The sequence below is a fragment of the Streptomyces sp. NPDC005791 genome (assembly GCF_042871485.1).
Taxonomy (GTDB): Bacteria; Actinomycetota; Actinomycetes; order Streptomycetales; family Streptomycetaceae; genus Streptomyces.
Window position 1 is genome coordinate 42027 of sequence record NZ_JBIAIP010000011.1, and the last position, 19373, is coordinate 61399.

14 protein-coding genes are annotated in these 19373 nt (G+C 71.7%); all 14 read right to left on the minus strand.

Features of this window, described 5'->3' with window-relative positions; translation table 11 throughout:
* Positions 1-27: 27 nt before the first annotated feature.
* On the minus strand, positions 28-1401 hold the full coding sequence (locus ACFYSH_RS21925; RefSeq protein ID WP_388754559.1) for an FHA domain-containing protein: 1374 nt from the start codon (positions 1399-1401) through the stop codon (positions 28-30).
* Positions 1402-1481: 80 nt separating this feature from the next.
* On the minus strand, positions 1482-2813 hold the full coding sequence (locus ACFYSH_RS21930) for a VWA domain-containing protein (RefSeq protein WP_359477932.1): 1332 nt from the start codon (positions 2811-2813) through the stop codon (positions 1482-1484).
* A gap of 94 nt (positions 2814-2907) precedes the next feature.
* A complete protein-coding gene (locus ACFYSH_RS21935) occupies positions 2908-4275 on the minus strand; it encodes a PP2C family serine/threonine-protein phosphatase (protein WP_388754562.1) in 1368 nt (455 codons plus the stop codon).
* A 2-nt stretch (positions 4276-4277) separates the two neighbouring features.
* The gene (locus ACFYSH_RS21940; RefSeq protein ID WP_388754565.1) at positions 4278-7037 is read right to left on the minus strand and encodes a tetratricopeptide repeat protein; all 2760 of its coding nucleotides are present in this window, start codon (positions 7035-7037) and stop codon (positions 4278-4280) included.
* Positions 7034-8371 (minus strand): hypothetical protein, encoded by a 1338-nt coding sequence (locus tag ACFYSH_RS21945; protein ID WP_388754568.1) that lies wholly within the window; start codon positions 8369-8371, stop codon positions 7034-7036. The genes ACFYSH_RS21940 and ACFYSH_RS21945 overlap by 4 nt, the downstream gene beginning before the upstream one ends.
* 47 nt (positions 8372-8418) lie before the next feature.
* Positions 8419-9459: a glutamate ABC transporter substrate-binding protein gene (locus ACFYSH_RS21950; RefSeq protein WP_388754571.1), complete on the minus strand. Its 1041-nt coding sequence runs from the start codon at positions 9457-9459 to the stop codon at positions 8419-8421.
* Between the two features lie 11 nt (positions 9460-9470).
* Positions 9471-10859 (minus strand): hypothetical protein, encoded by a 1389-nt coding sequence (locus ACFYSH_RS21955; RefSeq protein WP_388754574.1) that lies wholly within the window; start codon positions 10857-10859, stop codon positions 9471-9473.
* A 312-nt stretch (positions 10860-11171) separates the two neighbouring features.
* Positions 11172-12140 (minus strand): N-acetylglucosamine kinase, encoded by a 969-nt coding sequence (locus ACFYSH_RS21960; RefSeq protein WP_388754577.1) that lies wholly within the window; start codon positions 12138-12140, stop codon positions 11172-11174.
* Positions 12131-13396, minus strand: coding sequence for a 6-phospho-beta-glucosidase (locus tag ACFYSH_RS21965; RefSeq protein WP_388754580.1), 1266 nt, complete (start codon positions 13394-13396; stop codon positions 12131-12133). Before ACFYSH_RS21965 ends, ACFYSH_RS21960 begins: the two co-directional genes overlap by 10 nt.
* A gap of 5 nt (positions 13397-13401) precedes the next feature.
* Entirely contained in the window at positions 13402-14304 is a 903-nt protein-coding gene (locus tag ACFYSH_RS21970; RefSeq protein WP_359477907.1) for a carbohydrate ABC transporter permease, read from the minus strand.
* Between the two features lies 1 nt (position 14305).
* Entirely contained in the window at positions 14306-15304 is a 999-nt protein-coding gene (locus ACFYSH_RS21975) for a carbohydrate ABC transporter permease (RefSeq protein ID WP_388754583.1), read from the minus strand.
* Between the two features lie 11 nt (positions 15305-15315).
* Positions 15316-16656, minus strand: coding sequence for an ABC transporter substrate-binding protein (locus ACFYSH_RS21980; protein ID WP_388754585.1), 1341 nt, complete (start codon positions 16654-16656; stop codon positions 15316-15318).
* 129 nt (positions 16657-16785) lie between these two features.
* Positions 16786-17946: an ROK family transcriptional regulator gene (locus ACFYSH_RS21985; RefSeq protein WP_359477899.1), complete on the minus strand. Its 1161-nt coding sequence runs from the start codon at positions 17944-17946 to the stop codon at positions 16786-16788.
* A 145-nt stretch (positions 17947-18091) separates the two neighbouring features.
* The gene (locus ACFYSH_RS21990) at positions 18092-19156 is read right to left on the minus strand and encodes a mechanosensitive ion channel family protein (RefSeq protein WP_359477944.1); all 1065 of its coding nucleotides are present in this window, start codon (positions 19154-19156) and stop codon (positions 18092-18094) included.
* Between the last annotated feature and the right edge of the window lie 217 nt (positions 19157-19373).

Below are 19373 nucleotides of genomic sequence, written 5' to 3' on the forward strand. Positions count from 1 at the left end.
GGCCGTACGCTTCCCGCTCCCGCCGGATCAGTCGCGGCGGACCGTGATGGTCGTCCACGCACCGACGTGCACCCGGTCACCGTCCTGGAGCGGTACGGGCACATAGGGCTGGATCGGGTCCTCGGCGCCGTTGAGCGTGGTGCCGTTGGTGGAGTTCTGGTCGACGACGGCCCAGCTGCCGTCCGGCTGCCGCACCAGCACGGCGTGCTGGTGCGAGACACCCGGGTCCTCCGGCGGTACGGCGAGATCGACGTCGGGGGACTCGCCGGTGCTGTGCCGCCGGCGGCCGATGGTGATCTGGCTGCCGGTGAGCGGCAGGCGCTGCTCCGGGGAGTACGCGGGCAGGTTGAGCCCGGTCGCCTCGGGGCCGCTGCGCTGCATCATCGCCAGGAAGTAGTCGCGGTCCGGGCCGATCACGGCGTTCCAGCTGCCGGGCCCCTGCTCCCGTCCGCCCTGGGCGGGACCCTCTCCGGGGCCCTGGCCGGCGAACTGCTGCTGCGGAGGCTGCGAGGACTGCGGAGGCTGGTCGGGCTGCGGCGCCTGCGGCGTCTGCGGGCCCTGCTGGAAGGCCTGCGGCGGCTGCTGCTGCGCGGAGGGCGGCGGCAGCATCCAGTCGTCGCCCCCGCCGGTCTGCGGCGTCTGCGGCCGCTGAGGCGCGGGCGGCGCGGACTGCTGCTGGAACGACGGCGGGGGAGGCGGCCCCTGCCGCTGGGGCTCGAACGGCGACGGCGGGCCGCCCTGCCCACCGGGCCCCTGCGGGCTCAGCTCGGCGGAGTCGGGCTGACGCCGAGGTGCGAACGGTGACTGCGGGCCCTGCTGCCCGGGAACCTGCCGGCCCGGCTGCTGTCCCTGAGCCTCGAACGGCGACGGCGACTGCTGCTGGAACGACGGCGGGGGCGGCGGACCCTGCTGGAAGGACGGCGGGGGCGGCGGTCCCGGGCGTTCGGCCTCGGGCGAGAGCGGCTCGGCCGGCCGGTTGATCTGCGAAGGCCGGGAGCTCCGGTACTCGAACGGGTCCTGCTGTCGCGGGCTCTGCTGCTGGGGCGGGGGGCCCTGCTGCGCCTGGAAGCCGGGCGGCAGGTTCAGGCCGGGCGCCGGTCCGCCCACGCCGCCCTGCGGCGCCAGCGGGGTGTACGACGTCGCCGTGTTCGTGAGGAAGTTCCAGCGGCACTCCTCGCAGTACGGCGCATTCGCCTCACGCGGGGTGCGGCACTGCGGGCAGAGCTCGGCCTGTGCGGTGGGCTGCCCGGCGCCGGGCGCCTGCGGGTAGCCGTAACCGGGAGCCGGAGGAGGCGGCGGCGGGACCGCGCCCGAGGGCGCGCCCGTCCCGGCCATGCGATGTCCGCAGACCTCGCACCAGTCCTCGGAACCCGACTGGTGTCCGTTCGGGCAGGTCGGCATGTCGGCGCTTCCCCCTCTCCTCGTCCGGCCCGGAGGCCGCCATGCTTGTCGGTGCGCCGTCCGGAGGTGGCCCGGGGCGGCTATTTCTTGACGCGAACCGTCTTGGTCGAGCGCGTTTCGAGTGTCATCTCGTCCGCTTCCGCGACCCTCGCTTTCAGTCGCACAGTACCCGTCGCCGCGTCGACGACGTCGACCACCTTCGAAAGCAGTTTCGCAGTATCCGCGTTTCCGGAGGCCGACGCGAGCTGCACCGCACGGCCCAGTTTCGCCGTCGCGCCGTCGAAGTCTCCGGATTTACGCGCATCCAGTCCCTGCTGGATGACTTGTGCCAGTTCCGCCTGGCCTGTGTAGTGCGCCACCTGTGGGTTGATCGAGGTGGACGCAGCCATGTCGTCCGTCCACACGGCCCGCACGAGGCCCTGGGAAAGGGTCTGCGGGACGCCGCCGCCCGACGGCGCCGGCAGGATCAGCGAAGCGCGGGCCGCCAGCATCTCCTGGCCGATCCCGGCCTCCGGAACCCTCACACAAACGTGGTAGTCCCGGGACTCGTCGCCCCAGGAGCCGGTCGGGTAGTCACCGGCGCGCGGCCCCGCCTCGGTGCGGCGGCCGGTCAGTTCGGCGACCGTGGGCGCCACCTGTTTGACGAACACGATCTCGACACCGACGGGCGTCCAGAGCCGCAGCGCCACATCCGCGACCTCCTTGCCCATCACGTTCTCCATCATCCGTGTGAAGTCCGCGGCCAGGTTGGCAGGATCAGCGACGATGTCCGCCGTGCCGAGCAGGGCGGAGGCGATCGCTGTGACTTCTTTCACCTCCCAGTCGGTGCCGACACCTCTCGCGTCACACGTGAACCGGCCCGCACAGGAATCGAGAGCGGCCCGCAGATCCTCCGGCGACTCGTGCTCGTTGCGCCCGTCGGTGAGGAGGATGCCGTGCCGGATGCCCACCTCCGCTGCCCCGAGCAGCCGGTCGGCCAGCCGTAGCCAGGTCCCGATCGCGGTGCCCCCGCCCGCGCTCAGCCGGCGCAGGGACTCCTTCGCCTGGGCCTTGGTCTGCGGGCCGGCCGTCGCCAGCCGCCCGTTGCCCGGGTAGACGTCCTCGGCCACGTGCGTTCCGGCGACCACGGCGAACCGCGTGCCGTCCCGCAGGGTGTCGATGGCCGCGGCCGTCGCGTCGCGCGCGTTGCGCATCTTCGTCGGCGGGTAGTCCATCGAGCCCGAGCAGTCGACCATCAGCACCACGGCGGCGTCCGGGGCACCACCCGCCATGGGCACGCCGCCGGTCGTCCCGCCGCCCGTGGACGTGACGGTGACGATCGCGTTGACGTCGCGACCGCCCTCGGGCAGGTACTCGTTCTGGTACACCTCGACGGAGAACTGCGGCACGCTGGACTTGGAGAAGTTGGCCATCTGATCGGCTCCTCGATGCTCCACGTATGTCAGACGAAGGCTGTGCGGACAGGCAGGACAGAGGGCAGGGCGCGGGAGGCGGACCGGGCGAGGCTCAGGCCGATCCTGCCCCTGGGACCGTCACCGCGAACGGCAGCAGCGCCACTGTTACGTTGTCGTGGCCCCCGCCGTCGAGCGCGTGTCCGACCAGCACCTGGGCGCCGTGCAAAGGGCGTCCGTACGCCTCGGGGGGAACGGCCGCGGCCATCTCCGCCGCTGATTCCGCGTAGTTCCACAGGCCGTCGGTGCACACCACCACCAGACCGGGCCGGTCCGGCTTGAACGACGCGGTGTGCGGCTCCAGTTCGTAGGCGTCGGCGCCGAGCCAGCCCGTGATGGCGTGGGCACGCTCGTCGGCGTAGGCCTCCGCCTCGTTCATCAGGCCGGCCGCCACCATCTGCGCGGCCCAGGAGTCGTCCTCCGTGAGCCGGGCCGGCGGGTTCGAGCGGTCCTCGGGGACCCAGTAGACACGGCTGTCGCCGACCCAGCCGACGACCAGCAGACCGCCCGCCATGATCGCGCCGACCAGGGTGCAGGCCGGGGCGTTCTGATGGCGGTGCTGATCGTGCTCCAGGGCCTGGCCGGGGTCCTGCGCCAGTGCGTTGACCGCCTCGGAGGCGGCCACGATCGCCTCGTGCATCGCCTGCTGCGGATGCGTACCGCGCGGCAGCGACTCCAGCAGTGCCTCGTTGGCAGCACTCGCCGCGGCGGCCGACGCCTCGTCGGGGCGGCTCGCCGAGGAGACGCCGTCGCACACGAGGGCGACGACGGCCGGTGAGCCGTCCGGCAGGGCGGTGCAGGACACCGCGAACGCGTCCTCGTTGCGGTGGTGACGCAGGCCCCGGTCGCTGACCGCCGCGACCGCACCCAGCTCCTGCTCCATGTGGTCACGCTCACGAGGCTGCGCGTGGCCGCAGTTCTCGCAGTAACCGTCGTCGTCCACACGGCCCGAGCGGCAGGCCACACAGACCTTGGCGCCCCCCGCCGGGGCAACGGCGGTGGCGTGCTCCACCGTACGGGGGTCGGGCGCGGCCAGCTCGAAGTCGCCCGAGGCGTCCGGGCCGTCCTGGACGGCGGACGGCGGAACGTGCGGCTCGTCGAAGCGGACCGCCGGCCCGTCCGCCGTGGGCAGCGGCTCCCCGCCCGAGTCCACGCCCGGGAGGTCGGCCGCGCGGTGCGTGGGCGCCGGCAGGTCGGAGCTGTCCGTCTCGGAGGCGGGAGGCCACTCCACGGGGCGGGCGGCGGCAGGCGCCGGCGGCCCTTGCGCGGGCACCGTGATGGCGACCGTCGGGCGGTCGCCGGGCCGGGCCGGCACCGCGGAGAGGTCGTACCCGCACGCTCCGCAGAACAGGTCGCCCGACTCCAGCGGTTCCTCGCAGCTGGGGCACCCCGGCAAGGAGGCCTGCTGGTGGATCTGTGACATCTTCACACCCAGGTCCGGGGGCGGAAACGGTTGGCCCGCTCCACCAGTTCGATCCTCTCGTCGCCCCGCTGCGCGAGCCGGGCGAGCATCCGGTACGAGCGTTCGAGACCGAACCTGAGGCCTCGCTCGTCCAGTTCACTGCCCAGGACCGTCCTCGGACCCGCGGCTGCGGGGGAGGACGGAGCCGCCGGCTGAGCCGTGGGACTACCGGAGAGTACCCAGTCAAGGGCCGTACCCAGTACCTCGGCCGACAACTGTTCGCGCCGCACCGCGTCCAGGCCGTAGCCCCGCAGCGCGGTCACCTGGTCCGCCGCGGCGGACAGGTCGTCGATCAGCGGGTCGTGCGGAGCCCGCTCACGCAGCCGGGCCCGCACCGCGGCCACCCGGGCCGCCGTGTAGTGGATCGACGACTCAGGTACGGACTCCAGGGTCCGCACCGCCGCGGCCCGGTCACCGGCGGCCACCTGTACCCGGGCCAGGCCGAACGCCGAGCTGACGAACCCCGGTTCCGTCGCCCACACCAGGCGGTAGTACTCCGCGGCGTTGTCCAGCTGTCCCAGCACCTCCGCGCAGACACCCAGCGCGAGCTTCGGCGCCGGCTCACCGGGGAAGGCGTCGTAGACCGCGTCGAAGGACAGCGCGGCGTTGTGATGATCACCGGTCACCAGAGAGGTGATCCCGCGGTACCAGACCACCCGCCAGTCGTCCGGGTGCCGAGCCTCCACCGCCGTCAGTACCCGTACGGCGGCGTCGAGTTCGCCCATCTCCAGGCGGGCGCGCAGTTCCCGCAGCCGGGTCTCGAGCGAGGCGGCGGGCACCGAGTGCAGGGCGGCGATCAGCTCCGTGGGGGCCGACGCCATCACCCCGGCGAGGAAACCGGCGTTCGGGTCGTTCGGGTCGACCCGGGGGACCGGAAGGGCCAGCGAGGCCGCCCGCGCGTCGAACACGGCGAGCCGTGCCACGGCGGCCGGGAACGCTCCCGGCCCCGGGTCCGGCGCGCGAGGTGCCGGAACGGCCGCCACCGCGGTCCGCGGGGCCACCACAGCGCCGGTCGGGGCGCCGCTCCCGGTGCTGCCCCGGACATGGGTGTCGGGCGCGTACAGCGGTGCGGCGCCCGCCCCCGGCGGCCCCGCGACGGCGGGAGCGGCCCCCCGGACGGCCGACGACGCGGCGGCGCCCGGCGGGCCGGAGGCGGGCGGAGCGGCAGGGGAGGCCGTCCCGCGACGGCGCCCGAAGCGTCCCGTGCCGCCGGCCGGACCCGTGCGGACGCCGAGCCGCGACACCTCGCCGGTCAGGTCCGCGAACAACTCGGTGTCGGTCACCCGCGTCTCCACACCGAACAGGGTCGAGAGAGCCGAGCGCGGTCGTCCCGTCTGCAGGGCGACCACCTCCCGCAGCACGCCCGTCAGCTGTTCCGCCATCTCCGCGGCCGAGGAGAACCGGCGGTCCGGGTCCGGGTCCGTGGCCCGTACGAGCAGCCGGTAGAACGACTCGTACGTCCGGAACACCTCGATGTTGTCCGGATCGGGCAGCGAGTCCACGAAGACGTTCGTGTACCCCTGGAAGTCGAAGGTCAGCACCGCGAGCGTCCGCGCGACCGTGTAGAGGTCGGAGGCGACGGACGGGCCCACCTCCGCCACCTCGGGCGCCTGGTAGCCGACGGTGCCGTAGATGGCCGACTCGGCGTCGTCCGTCCTGCGCACCGCGCCCATGTCGATGAGCTTGAGCTGGTTTTCGGTCTGTATCGCGTTGTCGACCTTGAAGTCGCAGTACAGGACGTTGCGGCTGTGCAGGTGGCCGAGCGCCTCCAGCGCCTCGATCCCGTACGCGCAGGCCTGCTCGACGGGCAGCGGATCGCGCTTACCGGCCGGGGTGCGGCGCTCGTTGGCGATCTCCTTGAGCGACTTCCCGCCGACGTACTCCATCACGATGTAGCCGTCGAGCGACCCGGTGCGTTGATCGAGGTGTTCCACGAAGTTGTAGATGCGGACGATGTTGGAGTGCTCGATCTCCGCGAGGAAGCGCCGCTCGGAGATCGCCGCCGCCATGGCGTCCTGGTCCCCGGTGTCCAGCAGGCCCTTGAGGACCACCCAGCGGTCGGAGACCGCGCGGTCCACCGCCAGGTAGACCCAGCCGAGCCCGCCGTGCGCCAGGCAGCCGGCCACCTCGTACTGGCCGTGCACGATGTCACCGCTGCGGAGCTTCGGCACGAAGGAGTACGGATGACCGCACTTGGTGCAGAACCCCTCGGTTCGGCCCGGCCGTTCCCCACGGGCCCGGCCCACCGGTGCGCCGCAGTCGGAGCGCGAGCAGAAGCGCTTGCGTTCGGGGACCTCGGGGTTCTCCATCACCGCGGTGTGCGGATCGGGCCGCGGTACGTCGGGGACGAGCACCAGGCCCGCGCCCAGCCTGCCGCGCCCGGAGGCGGAGCTGGTCGAGGCGCCCGAGGAGCGCACCGACACGGAGGGAGAGGTGGAGCCCGCGGACAGGGAGCGGGACAACCGCCCGGAGACCGACCGCCGGGAGGTCGACGAGCGGGACGAGGAGCGCGCGGACACCTGGGAGCCGGTCCGCTGCGAGGTGCTGCCGCTTCCTCTGCCGCCGGCCGCCCCGCCACCGCCCGCGATGCCGGTGGGCGGTGAACTCACCATGCCCGTCGGCGACACGACCGGCGCGAGGCCGCAGGTGTCGCAGTACAGCTCGCCGCCGCCCATGTCCTCGTAGGCGCCCCCGCACGTGGGGCGCTGGCACTCCGTACTCATGATGTCTCCCCCTGTCCGTCGTTCCCGCCCCGACGGTGTGGTGTCAGCAGGTCGGTGGCGGCGTGCTGGTAGCGCAGCACCGCCTGCCCGGCGACGCGCAGATCGCACGGCGCGCTCCACAGCATCCGGCGGGCCGCGTCGTACCGCTCGATCAGCAGCGGGTCCTCGGCCAGGCCGTGCCGGGCCACCTTCGCCTTGTACGCGTCCAGCCTGCCGCGCAACTCCGCACGGACCGCGAGCGGTGCGGTGACGGACGTCAGTGATTCGCGGGCGCGCAGCAGTTCGTCCTCCGCCTCCCGCTCCAGCGAGTCCAGCAACGGCGACAACCGGTTCCACTGGGCGTACCTCCGGTACTCGGAGGCGACGGCCAGCCGCTCATGCAGCACGGTCGGCGGTCCGCTGACGGCGGGCACCTCCGACGCGGCGATCTTCGCCAGCACCTCGCCACGCGCCAGACGGGCCTCGGCGAGCGTACGGTTCGCGCGCGACAACAGGTCACGTACCTGAAGCAGGCGCTGGTCGGCGTCCTGCCGGACCGCCAGCACCGCTTCGACCTCCCGGCGCACGTCCTCCAGAGCGCGGGCCGCCCGGTCGTAGCGCGTGGTGTCGGGCCGCCCTCCGCCCGGCGCGGCACTGCCGGGGCCCGGCAGCCAGAACGCCAGCGGATCGGAGATCACCTGCTCCCGCAGCACGGTCAGCTCCTCCGCGATCTGCTCGAGGTCGTCACCGGCCGCGTGCTCCCCGGGCCGTACCCCGACGGAGTGCGCCAGCGAGCCGGTACGGCGCAGCTCGTCGGCCAGCAGGTCTATCCGGGCGGGCAGCGCCGACCACACGCAGTCCGACGCGAGGACCATGTCCAGCGCGTGGGCGTACAGGTCGTTCATCCGGGCGACCAGTTCCTCCAGGGTGAACCGTTCGGAGAGCCGGGCCGGACCGGTGAGCGGGGCGCCGGGGCCGGCCGCTCCCTGGTTCGCCACGGTCACACCGTCGCCGCGCAGCAGGTCGGTCAGGGCCACCAGGTCGCTCCTGCCGGGGTAGCGGCGCCTGGCCCTTATCTCACGGGCCGAGACCAGCGCCCCGGTGTAGGCGTCGAAGTACGTCCACAGCAGCGTGATCGACTGCTCGGTGGAGGTCCAGCGTTCCTTGGTGACACCGGTCAGATCGGCGCCCTCCAGGAGCCGGCGGCCGGCATGTTCCTCCAGGGCGAGGAGCGAGGCCTCGATGGCCTCGTGTTCCGCACCGAGCCGGGCCAGCGTACGGTCCGCCTCGTCCCGGCCCATGACCGGGTCGGGGGGCCTCCCCGCGAAGCTGGGGAAGGAACCCGCGACGCCCATCGATCACCTCTCCGCTCGTTCCGCCGGGCCCGGGGGCCCGGGCAGGTTCAGTTACTCCGGTACTTGGGCGCCGGGGGGCCCGTGATACCGGGCAGCCCCTCCTCCAGCCAGGTGCGGTACGACGTCATCCAGTCGCTGTCCGCGCCGCCCGCGCGGTACTCCTCCAGTACGTGGTTGACCCGGGCCACCAGGTCGTCGGCGCCGAGCTTCGCCGCGACGCCGTAGTACTCCGTGGTGAACGGCCCTTCGCCCTTGAGCTCCACCGCCGGGTCCTGGGCCGCCTGGCCGGCCGCCAGCGCGTTGTCCGTGACCACCGCGTCGACCTCGCCGAGCTGCAGGCGCACCAGGCAGTCCAGCTGGTTGGGGACGGTCAGCTGGTCCTCGTCCCGCGGGGTGCCGTCGTGCTCGTCCTCGAAGATCGCGCCGAAGGACTCCTCGTCCAGCGCGTCGTACGCCGTCGATCCCTCTGCGGAGCAGACCCGCTTGCCCTTGAGTGACTGGTCGTAGCCGTCGATCGTGGAGTCCTTGGGGGCCAGGACCTGCTGGCCGGCCTGGAAGTACGCCGTGGAGAACGAGACCTGTTCCGCGCGCTTGCAGTTGATCGTCATCGTTCGCACGACGACGTCGACCTTGTCGTTCTCCAGCGCGGCGATGCGCTGGTTGGTGGGGATGGCACGGAAGATCACGGCGTCGCGGTCACCGAGGATGTCCTGGGCGATCGCGCGCACGAGATCGATGTCGAAGCCTTCGAGCGTGCCCGTGCCGGTCTCCGTGTTCCGGTAACCCCACTGGTAACTGTTCTGGTCGACACCGGCGATCAGCTTCCCGCGCTCCTTGATCTTCCGGATGCTCGGGCCGTCGGCGTCCCGGGCCGGCAGGCTCGCCTCCGGGTCCTCGCACGTCTCGGCCTCGGCGGGCACCGCGGAGGTGGCGCCGTGGCCCGCACTCTGCCCGCCGAACGTCCCGTCGCCGTGCGCCAGCGGCAGCAGGGTGAGCGAGGCCGTGACGGCGCAGGCCACCGCCATGGCCGTCACCCCGCCCCAGCCGCGCAGCCTGCCGACTGTGGACCGGCCTTCCGCCCTGGTCATCGCTCGTCCCCTCACCGGTACTCCGAGAGCCTGCGGTTGACCCCGGCGATCGCGGCCACCGCACCCATTACGGCGAGGACGGCGGCACCCACAGGCAGCCCGCCCAGCGCCCCGCGCCCGTCCTCGGCCGCCGCGTCGAACTCGTCCTGTTCCCGGGCGAGGGCCCGCTCCAGGGCGTCGTCGACCTGTTCGAAGGACTCACCCGTGGAGTTCTCCGGGGCGATGATCTGCGACAGCGCGCTGTCGTACTCGCCCCGGTCGTCCGTCTCCCGGGCCTGCTCGTGGCGGTCCTGCCACTCGGACACACTGTTGATGGCGTCCTCCACCGGCTTTCTCGCCGTGAGGTCGCCGGCGAGCTTCTCCGCGCTCTCGAGCTGTGCGCCGAGTGCTTTCATGCCCGTGCTGTAGTCGGTCTCGTACTTGTCCCGGGTGCCGTCCGGGGTGAGTACGGCACCTCGGGCGACCAGCGTGAGGTTCTCATTCGCGCGCGCCTTCAGCGAGTTGATCCGTGCCTTGTTCAGCACGTCGAGTGACTCCTGCCCGTGCACCATCGCGCTACGCAGCTCGGTCCTGGCCACCGTGTGTCCCACGGCGAGCCAGAGCAGCACCACCGCGGCCGCCGCGGTCGCCGCGAGCAGTCCGTGGTTGAAGACACGGTTCGTCCTGCGGTAGTCGCGCCGCTGAGTCCACACCAGCGCGGCCAGCGCCACGATGCCGGCGGCCAGCGAGAGGAAGGGCCACTGCCGCGCGTCGGCCGAGTCGGTGCCGAGCCGGCCGGTCTCCGCCGCGTACAGCCGCTCGGCCGCCGGGAGGATGTCGTTCGTCATCTTCTGGTTGGCGTACCGGAGATACGCGCCGCCGAGCGGAAGCCCCTGCCGGTTGTTGGCCCTGGCCCGCTCGACCAGGCCCGTGTACTCGGGAAGCAACTCACCCAGGGTGACGATCTCCTGGTGGGACGAGGTGGTGGCGTCGGTGCTCGCCGCGGCCTCGACCAGCAGTCGGGAGGCCTCGTTGATGTCCGCCTCGTACCGGTCGTGCACATCCTCGGGTTCCTGCGCCCCCGCCAGGAAGCCGCTCGCCGCCATCGTGTCCGCGTCGGCCAGCGAACGGTAGATGCCCGCGGCGCCCGCGCTCAGCGGCTGACTGCGGGTCACCACGTCGTCGGCGGAGGACGCCCGGCCGGAGACCTCCAGAAAGGTGACCCCTCCGAACACCACGACCAGCAGGGCCAGCGCGGCGCCGATGATCCGCAGCCTGCCCGGCTCGGTCGTCGCCGCGGCGCGCAGCCGTTCGACGGCCACGGACGGGACACCACGGCGCTGCGCGGGTACGGTCACGGGCGCGGACGGCTGGTCCGGCCCGGGCTCCCGCAGCGCGGTCCCGCTCGGCGGGTATGTCACTCGACCTCCCCCTCGGTCACTGGCGACGGCCCCGGCCCCCCGGCCGATCGGGGGACGACTGGGTCCTGGCCAGAAGTATGACCCCAGGGACCCCGGTCCACCAGGAACGGTCACATCCCGTCTGTCCACCCGTATTCGATCAGTATGAACGCAAGTGATCATGGTAATCGGCCGGTCGTCCCCCGAACGGACCGGTCTCCCCACCATGAACACGTCCGGGACAGCTGCTCGGTTCCCGAACTCATCGGTTCCCCGGACGCGACGGGCGCCCCGCGCGACACCGCACGGGACGCCTTCCCGGCCGACCGGGCCTCAGGTGTACTGCGCGCGCAGCCTGTCGTGCGCCGCCGGGGCGGCCCCCGTGCGGTCCAGACCCAGCAGTCCGGCACCCAGCACGGGCGGCGCCGAGACGACCCGGATCAGCGCCTTCGGGGCGCGTACGGCGAGGAGTCCGGCGATCCGGTCGTCCAGGGCCGGGTGGCGGGCCGCCAGCACGCTGCCGCCCAGCACCACCGGCACCTCCTCCGCCAGCAGGCCGAGCCGGGTCAGCGACACCGAGGCCATCGCCACGACCTCGTCGCCGAGCCGGTCCACCAGTCCACGCGCGATCCGGTCGCCGTCCGCGGCGGTGGCGAACAGCACCGGTGTCATCTCGTGCCGGCGCGCGTACGGGACGTGCCCCAGGTGCAGGGCCTCGATCAGTGCGTACATCGAGTCGAGCCCGAAGTGCCCCGGCAGGGTCCGCACCAACGCGGTCGGCTCACCGCGGCCGTCCTCGGCCCTCGCCGCGAACCACATCGCCTCCTCCGCGAGCCCCGCACCGCCGCCCCAGTCACCGGACATCCGGCCGATCGCGGGGAAACGGGCGGTGGCCCCGTCCGGCCGCATGCCGACGCAGTTGATCCCCGCCCCGCACACCACGGCCACCCCCAGGGGCTCGTCGGCCCCCGCGCGCAGTATCGCGAAGGTGTCGTTGCGGACCTCCACGGTGCGTCCCCAGGCGCGGGCGGCCAGCGCCTGGGCCAACTGCGCTTCCTCGACCGGGAGATCGGCGTTGGCGAGGCAGGCCGACACATGCTCGACGCCCTCCACCCCGGCCAGCGTGAGTGCGGGCAGGACCGCCTCCGCGAGTCCGTCCACGGCCGCGTCGACCCCGACGACCGGCGGCTGGAAGCCACCACCACGCGCGGCGCCGAGGACCGTGCCGTCGGCGCCGATCACGGCCACGTCGGTCTTGCTGTTGCCCGCGTCGATCGCGAGCACATGCGCGGTCAGGCCCACGCCAGGTGCTCCCGGTTGTGCGCGATCAGCTTGTCGGTGAGCGCCTCGGCGTACTCGAACTGGCCGATCAGCGGGTGGGCCGTCAACGCCTTGAACACCCGGTCACGGCCGCCGCGCAGCGCGGCGTCCAGGGCCAGGTCCTCGTAGGCGGTGACGTGCCCGATCAGCCCGGCGTACAGAGGGTCCAGCGCGGGCACGGCGAGTGGTGTCGCGCCCGTGCCGTCGACCCGGGCCTGGACCTCGATCACCGCGTCGTCCGGCAGGAACGGCAGCGTCCCCTTGTTGTACGTGTTGACCACCTGCACCGCCGGGCCGCCCCCGCCGAGCAGCGAGGACGCCAGGTCCACGGCCGCCTCCGAGTAGAAGGCGCCGCCCCGCTTGCCCAGCAGGGCGGGCTTCTCGTCCAGGGCAGGGTCTCCGTACATCGCCAGGAGCTCCTTCTCCATCGCGGCGACCTCGGCCGCCCGGGACGGCTTCGTGCCCAGCTCCCGTACGACCTCGTCGTGTGCGTAGAAGTACCGCAGGTAGTACGAGGGGACCACGCCGAGCCGGTCGACGATCTGCCGGGGCATGCGCAGATCGCCGGCGATCGCGTCGCCGTGCTCCGCGAGCAGCTTCGGCAGGACGTCCTCGCCGTCCGGGCCACCCAGACGCACCCCGAGCTCCCACGTCAGGTGGTTGAGCCCGACATGGTCGAGGTGCACCTCACCGGGGGTCACGTCGAGCAGCGCGGCGAACTTGCGCTGGAAGCCGATCGCCACGTTGCACAGCCCGACGGCCTTGTGCCCGGCCTGGAGCAGCGCCCGGGTGACGATCCCGACCGGGTTGGTGAAGTCGATGATCCAGGCGTCGGGATTGGTGCGGCGCACCCGCTCGGCGATGTCGAGGACGACCGGAACGGTGCGGAGCGCCTTGGCGAGACCGCCCGCCCCGGTGGTCTCCTGGCCGACGCAGCCGCATTCGAGCGGCCAGGTCTCGTCCTGGTCGCGGGCGGCCTGGCCGCCGACGCGGAGCTGGAGCAGCACCGCGTCGGCGCCGGCGACCCCGGCGTCCAGGTCGGAGGTGGTGACGATCTTCCCCGGGTGCCCCTGCTTGGCGAAGATCCGCCGCGCCAGGCCGCCGACCAGCTCCAGCCGGTCGGCCGCCGGGTCGACGAGCACCAACTCCTCGACCGGCAGGGTGTCCCGCAGCCGCGCGAAACCGTCGATCAGTTCGGGGGTGTAGGTGGACCCGCCACCAACTACTGCGAGCTTCATGGTTCTCAGCCCTTTACTCCGGTGAGGGTGACGCCTTCGACGAAGGCCTTCTGTGCGAAGAAGAACACGATGACGACCGGCGCCATGACGAGCAGCGTCGCGGCCATCGTCAGGTTCCAGTTGACCGCGTGGGCGCTCTTGAAGGACTCCAGGCCGTAGCTCAGGGTCCAGGCGCCCGGGTTCTGCGCGGCGTAGATCTGCGGGCCGAAGTAGTCGTTCCAGCAGTAGAAGAACTGGAAGAGCGCGACGGCCGCGATGCCCGGCTTGGCCATCGGCACGACGATCTTGAGCAGCGTGCGGAACTCACCGCAGCCGTCGACCTTCGCCGACTCGATGTACTCCTGCGGAATGGTGAGCAGGAACTGCCGCAGCAGGAAGATCGAGTAGGCGTCGCCGAACGCCATGGGAATGATCAGAGGCCACAGCGAACCCGACAGGTGGAACTGCTGCGCCCACACCAGGTACATCGGGATGATGACGACCTGCGGCGGCAGCATCATCGTGGAGATGACGAGGATCATCGCGGTCCGCCGGCCACGGAAACGGAACTTGGCCAGTGCGTAGGCGACCGGTACCGACGAGCACACCGTGAACACGGTGCCCAGCAGCGCGTACATCAGCGAGTTGCGCCACCAGTCGAGGAATCCCGGGGTGTGGAAAACGGTCGAGTAGTTCGACCAGTTCCAGGAGTCCGGCCACAGGTCGCCGCTCATCGCCTGCGCGTCGCTCATCACCGAGGTGAGGAGGACGAAGACGAACGGCAGGACGAAGAACAGGGCGAGGGCGACGGCCACGGAGTGCACCGCGATCCAGTGCAGAACGCGCTTACGCCTGTGTCCTGCCGCGTCCGGGCCGCTCGGACGCGTCCGCACGGCGGTGTCCGGCCTGGTCAGGGTGGTGGTGGTCATGTCAGTCCTCCGCCGGGATGAGGCCGACGCTCTTACGCATCAGCAGAAGGGTGACGGCCATGGCGATGGCGAAGAGCACGAGTGAGAGCACGCACGCGGCACCGGTGTTGAAGTTCTGGAAGCCCATCGAGTACACGAGTTGCGGCACCGTCAGGGTGGAGTGGTCCGGGTATCCGGGCTGGATCACGGTGCCGGGACCGATGGAGACGCCCGAGGCGAGCTTTCCGGCGACGAGGGCCTGCGTGTAGTACTGCATCGTCTGCACGACACCGGTGACCACGGCGAACAGCACGATCGGGGTGATCGCGGGCCAGGTGACGTAGCGGAACTTCGTCCAGGCGCCCGCGCCGTCCAGCTCGGCGGCCTCGTACTGCTCCTTCGGTACGTCCAGCAGGGAGGCCATGAAGATGACCATCAGGTCGCCGATGCCCCACAGGGAGAGCAGCACCAGCGAAGGCTTCGACCAGTCCGGGTCGTTGAACCAGCTGGGGCCGTGCAGACCGATCCACGAGAGCATCTCGTTGACCGGGCCGGTGGACGGGTTGAGCAGGAAGACGAAGGCGACGGTGGCCGCGACCGGCGGTGCCAGGTACGGGACGTAGAAGGCCGTGCGGAACAGCCCGACCCCCGTCTTGATCTTCGTGATCAGCAGGCCGACACCGAGACCGAACACCACGCGCAGGGCGACCATCACGACGACCAGCCACAGCGTGTTCCACAGAGCCGGGCCGAACAGCGGCATCTGCTCCAGCACGTACCGCCAGTTCCGCAGCCCGACGAACGTGGGTGCCTTGATCTGGTTGTAGTGCATGAAGGAGAAGTAGACGGTCGCGATCAGCGGGTAGCCGAAGAAGACCGAGAACCCGACCAGCCAGGGCGAGAGGAACCCCAGGGTGCGCAGTCGCTCGCGGTTGCGCTTGCGCCGCAGGGGGGAGTCGCGGGGGGCCGGTTCGGTCCCCCGCCCGGCGGACTTCGCCGGGGTGGAGAAGGAAAGTGCCATGACTCGGCTCCTCAGCTTTCCGACTGGAGGTTGTCGGCGTCGATCTGCTCGTCGAGTTCCTTCAGGGCCCGGTGCAGGTCCTTGGTCCTGCCCGCCTCGACGGACTGCGAGAAGTCACCGAACGAAGTGATGTACTGGCCACCGTTGTTCGAGGCCGGCACGGCCTGGCTGTGCGGGTTCTGCGCGATCTCGATGAAGGCGCGGAAGGACGGATCGGCGTCGAGGTCGGGCGACGTGAGCGCTTCGAACGTGGACGGCACGTTGTGGATCGCGTTGGCGAAGTGGACGACCGGCTCGGTGTCGATCGTCAGGTACCTCACCAGCTCCCACGCCGCGTTCTGGTGCCGGCTGCTGTGGGCGATGCCGGCCACGGTGCCCGTCAGGTACCCGCGCCCGTACGTGTCCGCCTGGTCGTCGGGGACCGGCAGCGGAGCGACGCCCCAGTCGAACTCCGCCTCGGCCTCGTCGAGCATCAGCCCGCGCCACTCACCGTCCAGATGCATGGCGAGTCCGCCGGTCAGGAAACCGTTCTGGGACGACATCTCGTCGCCGAAGCGGGCGCGGAGCCTCTCCATGGCCTCGTAGCCGCCCTGCGCGTCGGTGAGATCGCGCATGGTGGTGAAGAAGTCCTCGGTCTTCGGCTCGTCGGCGAGTCTCGCCCTGCCCGCGTCGTCGAAGTACTCCGGTCCCCACTGCGCGAACATCCGGTCGGGGGCGTTCTGGTAGAGCTGGAAGTTCGGCATGAAGCCGGCGCGCTTCAGTGAGCCGTCCTTGTTCTTCAGCGTCAGCTTGACCGCGTCGGCCTTCATCTCGGACATGGTGCGCGGAGGCCGGGTGATGCCCGCCTCCTCGAAGGCGTCCTTGTTGTAGTACATCCCGAACGCGTCCGCGAGCAGGGGTGTCGCGCACTGGACGCCCTCGTACCGCGTGTAGTCCAGCAGGGTCTTCGGGAAGACCCTCGTCTTGTCGATCCCGCTCTTCTTCATGAAGGGGTCGAGGTCCACCCACATGCCGGACGAGCAGTACTGCCCGACGTTGTTGGTGGTGAAGGACGTGACGACATCGGGTGCGTCGCCGCCGCCGGCGCGCAGTGCCTGGTTGATCGTCTCGTCACTCACGTTGCCGGTGGAGACGACGTCGATGTTCGGGTGCAGCTTCTCGAACCGGGCGATGTTCTCGTTGATCGCCTCGACCTCGCCGGGCGCCGACCAGCCGTGCCAGAACTTCAGCGTGACGGGTTTCGTGGGGTCGTCGGTATTGCTGCCGGTACTCGGATTGGCGCACCCGGACAGCAGCAACGCGGCTGCGCCGAGCGCCAGGGGCACGCGGGTACGAATGCGCCGGAGCGCCATGGCGGACTTCCTTCGCGGGGAGAGGGGGCGGAGCGGGGAAGCGGGGAGAGCCCGGTGCGGCGGGCTCACCGGCATGGAGGTGCCGTACGCGCCACCCGGCACGGGTGGCGCGGCGGGGCGACGGGGTGGTCAGGCGGTGTCGAAGACGCTGTCGCGCGCCTGGGCGAGGGCGGTGCGCAGCGCACCGGTCAGGATCGGGTCGCCGTCGATGTCGCTGACGCGGAGCAGCGGCCTGGGCAGCGCCAGACCGGTCATCTCGGCCTCGACCCGCTTGCGGAGTTCCTCCCCGCCGGCCTGGGCCACGTGGCCCGAGAGGACGACCAGCTCGGGATCGACGACGGCGACCACGGACGCGAGGCCGGTGGCCAGCCTGCGGGCGACCTCGGCGCACACGGCCTCGTCGGCGAGGGCCTCGGCGGGCGGCCTGCCTCCCGCCAGGTCGCGTATCGCGGGGCCGGAGACCTGGCTCTGGAAGCCGCCACCCGCGTCCGGACCGGCCCAGTCGGCCGCGCCGCCGCGGGCCAGCGGTGCGCCGGGAAGGGGCATGTAGCCGATCTCCCCGGCGCCGCCGGTGGCGCCGCGCAGGAGGGTGCCGCCCAGCACGATCGCGGCGCCCACGCCCTCGTCGAGCCAGACGAGCACGAAGTGGTCGTGGTCCTGTGCGGCGCCCTCGTACTGCTCGGCGACGGCCGCGAGGTTCACGTCGTTCTCGATGACGACCGGCCTGCCGACCACCTCGGCGAGGTCGGCGACCAGGGTGCGGGAGTGCCAGCCGGGCAGGTGGGGCGCGTAGCGCAGCTGGCCGGTGTGCGGGTCGATCGCGCCGGGTGTGCCCACCACCACGGCGGCGAGGTCGTCGTGGCCGAGACCGGTCGGCCGCAGGGCGCCGTCCACGGCCTCGGCGACGAGCTGCGCGGTGCGGTGCCGTACGTCCTCCGCGACCGCCTCGGCCTCCACGCGGCAGGAGCCGACCACCGTGCCGGTGATGTCGGCGACCACCGCGTCGATGCCGGTGGGTCCGACCGAGAGCGCCGCGACATGGGCGGCGGCCGGGTCGATCTCGTAGAGCACGGCGTTGGGCCCGGGGCGCCCGCTCTGGCTGCCTGTCGAGCGGACCAGACCCGCCTCCTCCAGCCGTGCCAGCAGCTGTGAGGCGGTGGGCTTGGAGAGCCCGGTCAGCTCGCCGATGCGCGTGCGGGTGAGGGGCCCCTGTGAGACCAGGAGATCGAGCGCGGCCCGGTCGTTCATGGCACGCAGGACGCGAGGGGTGCCGGGTGTGGTCCCTGCCATGAGTGACGCCCGCTTTCTGTTAGGAAACTTTCCTTTCGGTGGGAGGAACGTAAGGGTGGCGTCCCGGAACCGTCAATGGGAAGCGCCCCCGAGGCAACCGAAGCGTTACCTGCGGGGGCGCTGTGCGCACCGGTTGTCCAACCGGTCACTTCGTCATGTTCGGCGGCGGTATCGGGGTCGTCGCCAGCGACTGCGGCGACGTCGTCGAGGCGTACGCCGACGGGGCGGCCATGCCGGCCGTCGGGTCCGGGGCAGCGGCGCCGTCCGCCTGGACGGGGAGCGGGCCGACCATCTGGATCCCAGCCGCGTCCAGAGCCTGCTTGATCCGCCAGCGCAGCTCGCGTTCGACGCCCAGCGACTTGCCCGGCATGGTCTTCGCCGTGACCCGCACGGTCATCGAGTCCAGCAGCACCGCGTCCAGGCCGAGGATCTCCACAGGTCCCCACAGCCGCTCCGACCAGGGCTCTTCCTTCGTCATGGTCTCGCCCGCCCCGGTGATCGCGGCGCGGACCCGATCGAGGTCCTCCGTGGGGCGGACCGTGACGTCGACACCGGCCGTGGACCAGCCCTGGCTGAGGTTACCGATGCGCTTCACCTCACCGTTGCGGACGTACCAGATCTCGCCGTTGTCGCCGCGCAGCTTGGTGACGCGCAGGCCGACCTCGATGACCTCACCGGAGGCGACGCCCGCGTCGATCGAGTCACCGACGCCGTACTGGTCCTCCAGGATCATGAAGACGCCGGAGAGGAAGTCGGTGACGAGATTGCGCGCGCCGAAGCCGAGGGCGACACCGGCGACACCGGCGGAGGCCAGCAGTGGCGCCAGGTTGATCTGGAAGGCGCCCAGGATCATCAGGGCCGCGGTGCCGAGGATCAGGAACGACGTGACCGAGCGGAGTACGGAACCGATGGCCTCGGAGCGCTGGCGGCGGCGCTCGGCGTTGACCAGGAGGCCGCCGAGAGCCGTGCCCTCCACCGCCTGGGCGCTGCGGTTCATCCGGTCGATGAGGTTGGTCAGGGCACGCCGGATGAGATAGCGCAGGACGATCGCGACGGCGGCGATGAGGATGATGCGGAGGCCGGTGTTCAGCCAGGTGGACCAGTTCTCCTCGACCCAGCTCGCGGCGTTCCCGGCCCGTTCGGCGGCTTCGTCCAGCGAGTCCGCGGCACCGGGAGACGGAGCCGCGGCCAGGAGGGCGGACAGGGACACGGCGGGGACCTCCAGGTGGGGCGACAGCTGACCAACCACAGTAACGAAGCGGAGGGAGCGGTTCGTTGCCCTCGCGGGACGAGAGACACGTCTCACCCGGGCGGGCACGGGGTGTGACCGGTTCCACAGCGGTGCCTGCCGCCCGGTCGGCGCACCCGTTCCGGGGTCCCGAGGCTCTGCGGACGGCCGGGTGGTGAGAAAAATCCCTCCGGCCCGT

Coding starts and splice junctions, on each gene's coding strand:
- ACFYSH_RS21980 (WP_388754585.1), bottom strand. CDS start 16,656: ATGGCGCTCCGGCGCATTCGTACCCGCGTGCCCCTGGCGCTCGGCGCA.
- ACFYSH_RS21925 (WP_388754559.1), bottom strand. CDS start 1,401: ATGCCGACCTGCCCGAACGGACACCAGTCGGGTTCCGAGGACTGGTGC.
- ACFYSH_RS21940 (WP_388754565.1), bottom strand. CDS start 7,037: ATGAGTACGGAGTGCCAGCGCCCCACGTGCGGGGGCGCCTACGAGGAC.
- ACFYSH_RS21930 (WP_359477932.1), bottom strand. CDS start 2,813: ATGGCCAACTTCTCCAAGTCCAGCGTGCCGCAGTTCTCCGTCGAGGTG.
- ACFYSH_RS21950 (WP_388754571.1), bottom strand. CDS start 9,459: ATGACCAGGGCGGAAGGCCGGTCCACAGTCGGCAGGCTGCGCGGCTGG.
- ACFYSH_RS21985 (WP_359477899.1), bottom strand. CDS start 17,946: ATGGCAGGGACCACACCCGGCACCCCTCGCGTCCTGCGTGCCATGAAC.
- ACFYSH_RS21965 (WP_388754580.1), bottom strand. CDS start 13,396: ATGAAGCTCGCAGTAGTTGGTGGCGGGTCCACCTACACCCCCGAACTG.
- ACFYSH_RS21975 (WP_388754583.1), bottom strand. CDS start 15,304: ATGGCACTTTCCTTCTCCACCCCGGCGAAGTCCGCCGGGCGGGGGACC.
- ACFYSH_RS21970 (WP_359477907.1), bottom strand. CDS start 14,304: ATGACCACCACCACCCTGACCAGGCCGGACACCGCCGTGCGGACGCGT.
- ACFYSH_RS21945 (WP_388754568.1), bottom strand. CDS start 8,371: ATGGGCGTCGCGGGTTCCTTCCCCAGCTTCGCGGGGAGGCCCCCCGAC.
- ACFYSH_RS21935 (WP_388754562.1), bottom strand. CDS start 4,275: ATGTCACAGATCCACCAGCAGGCCTCCTTGCCGGGGTGCCCCAGCTGC.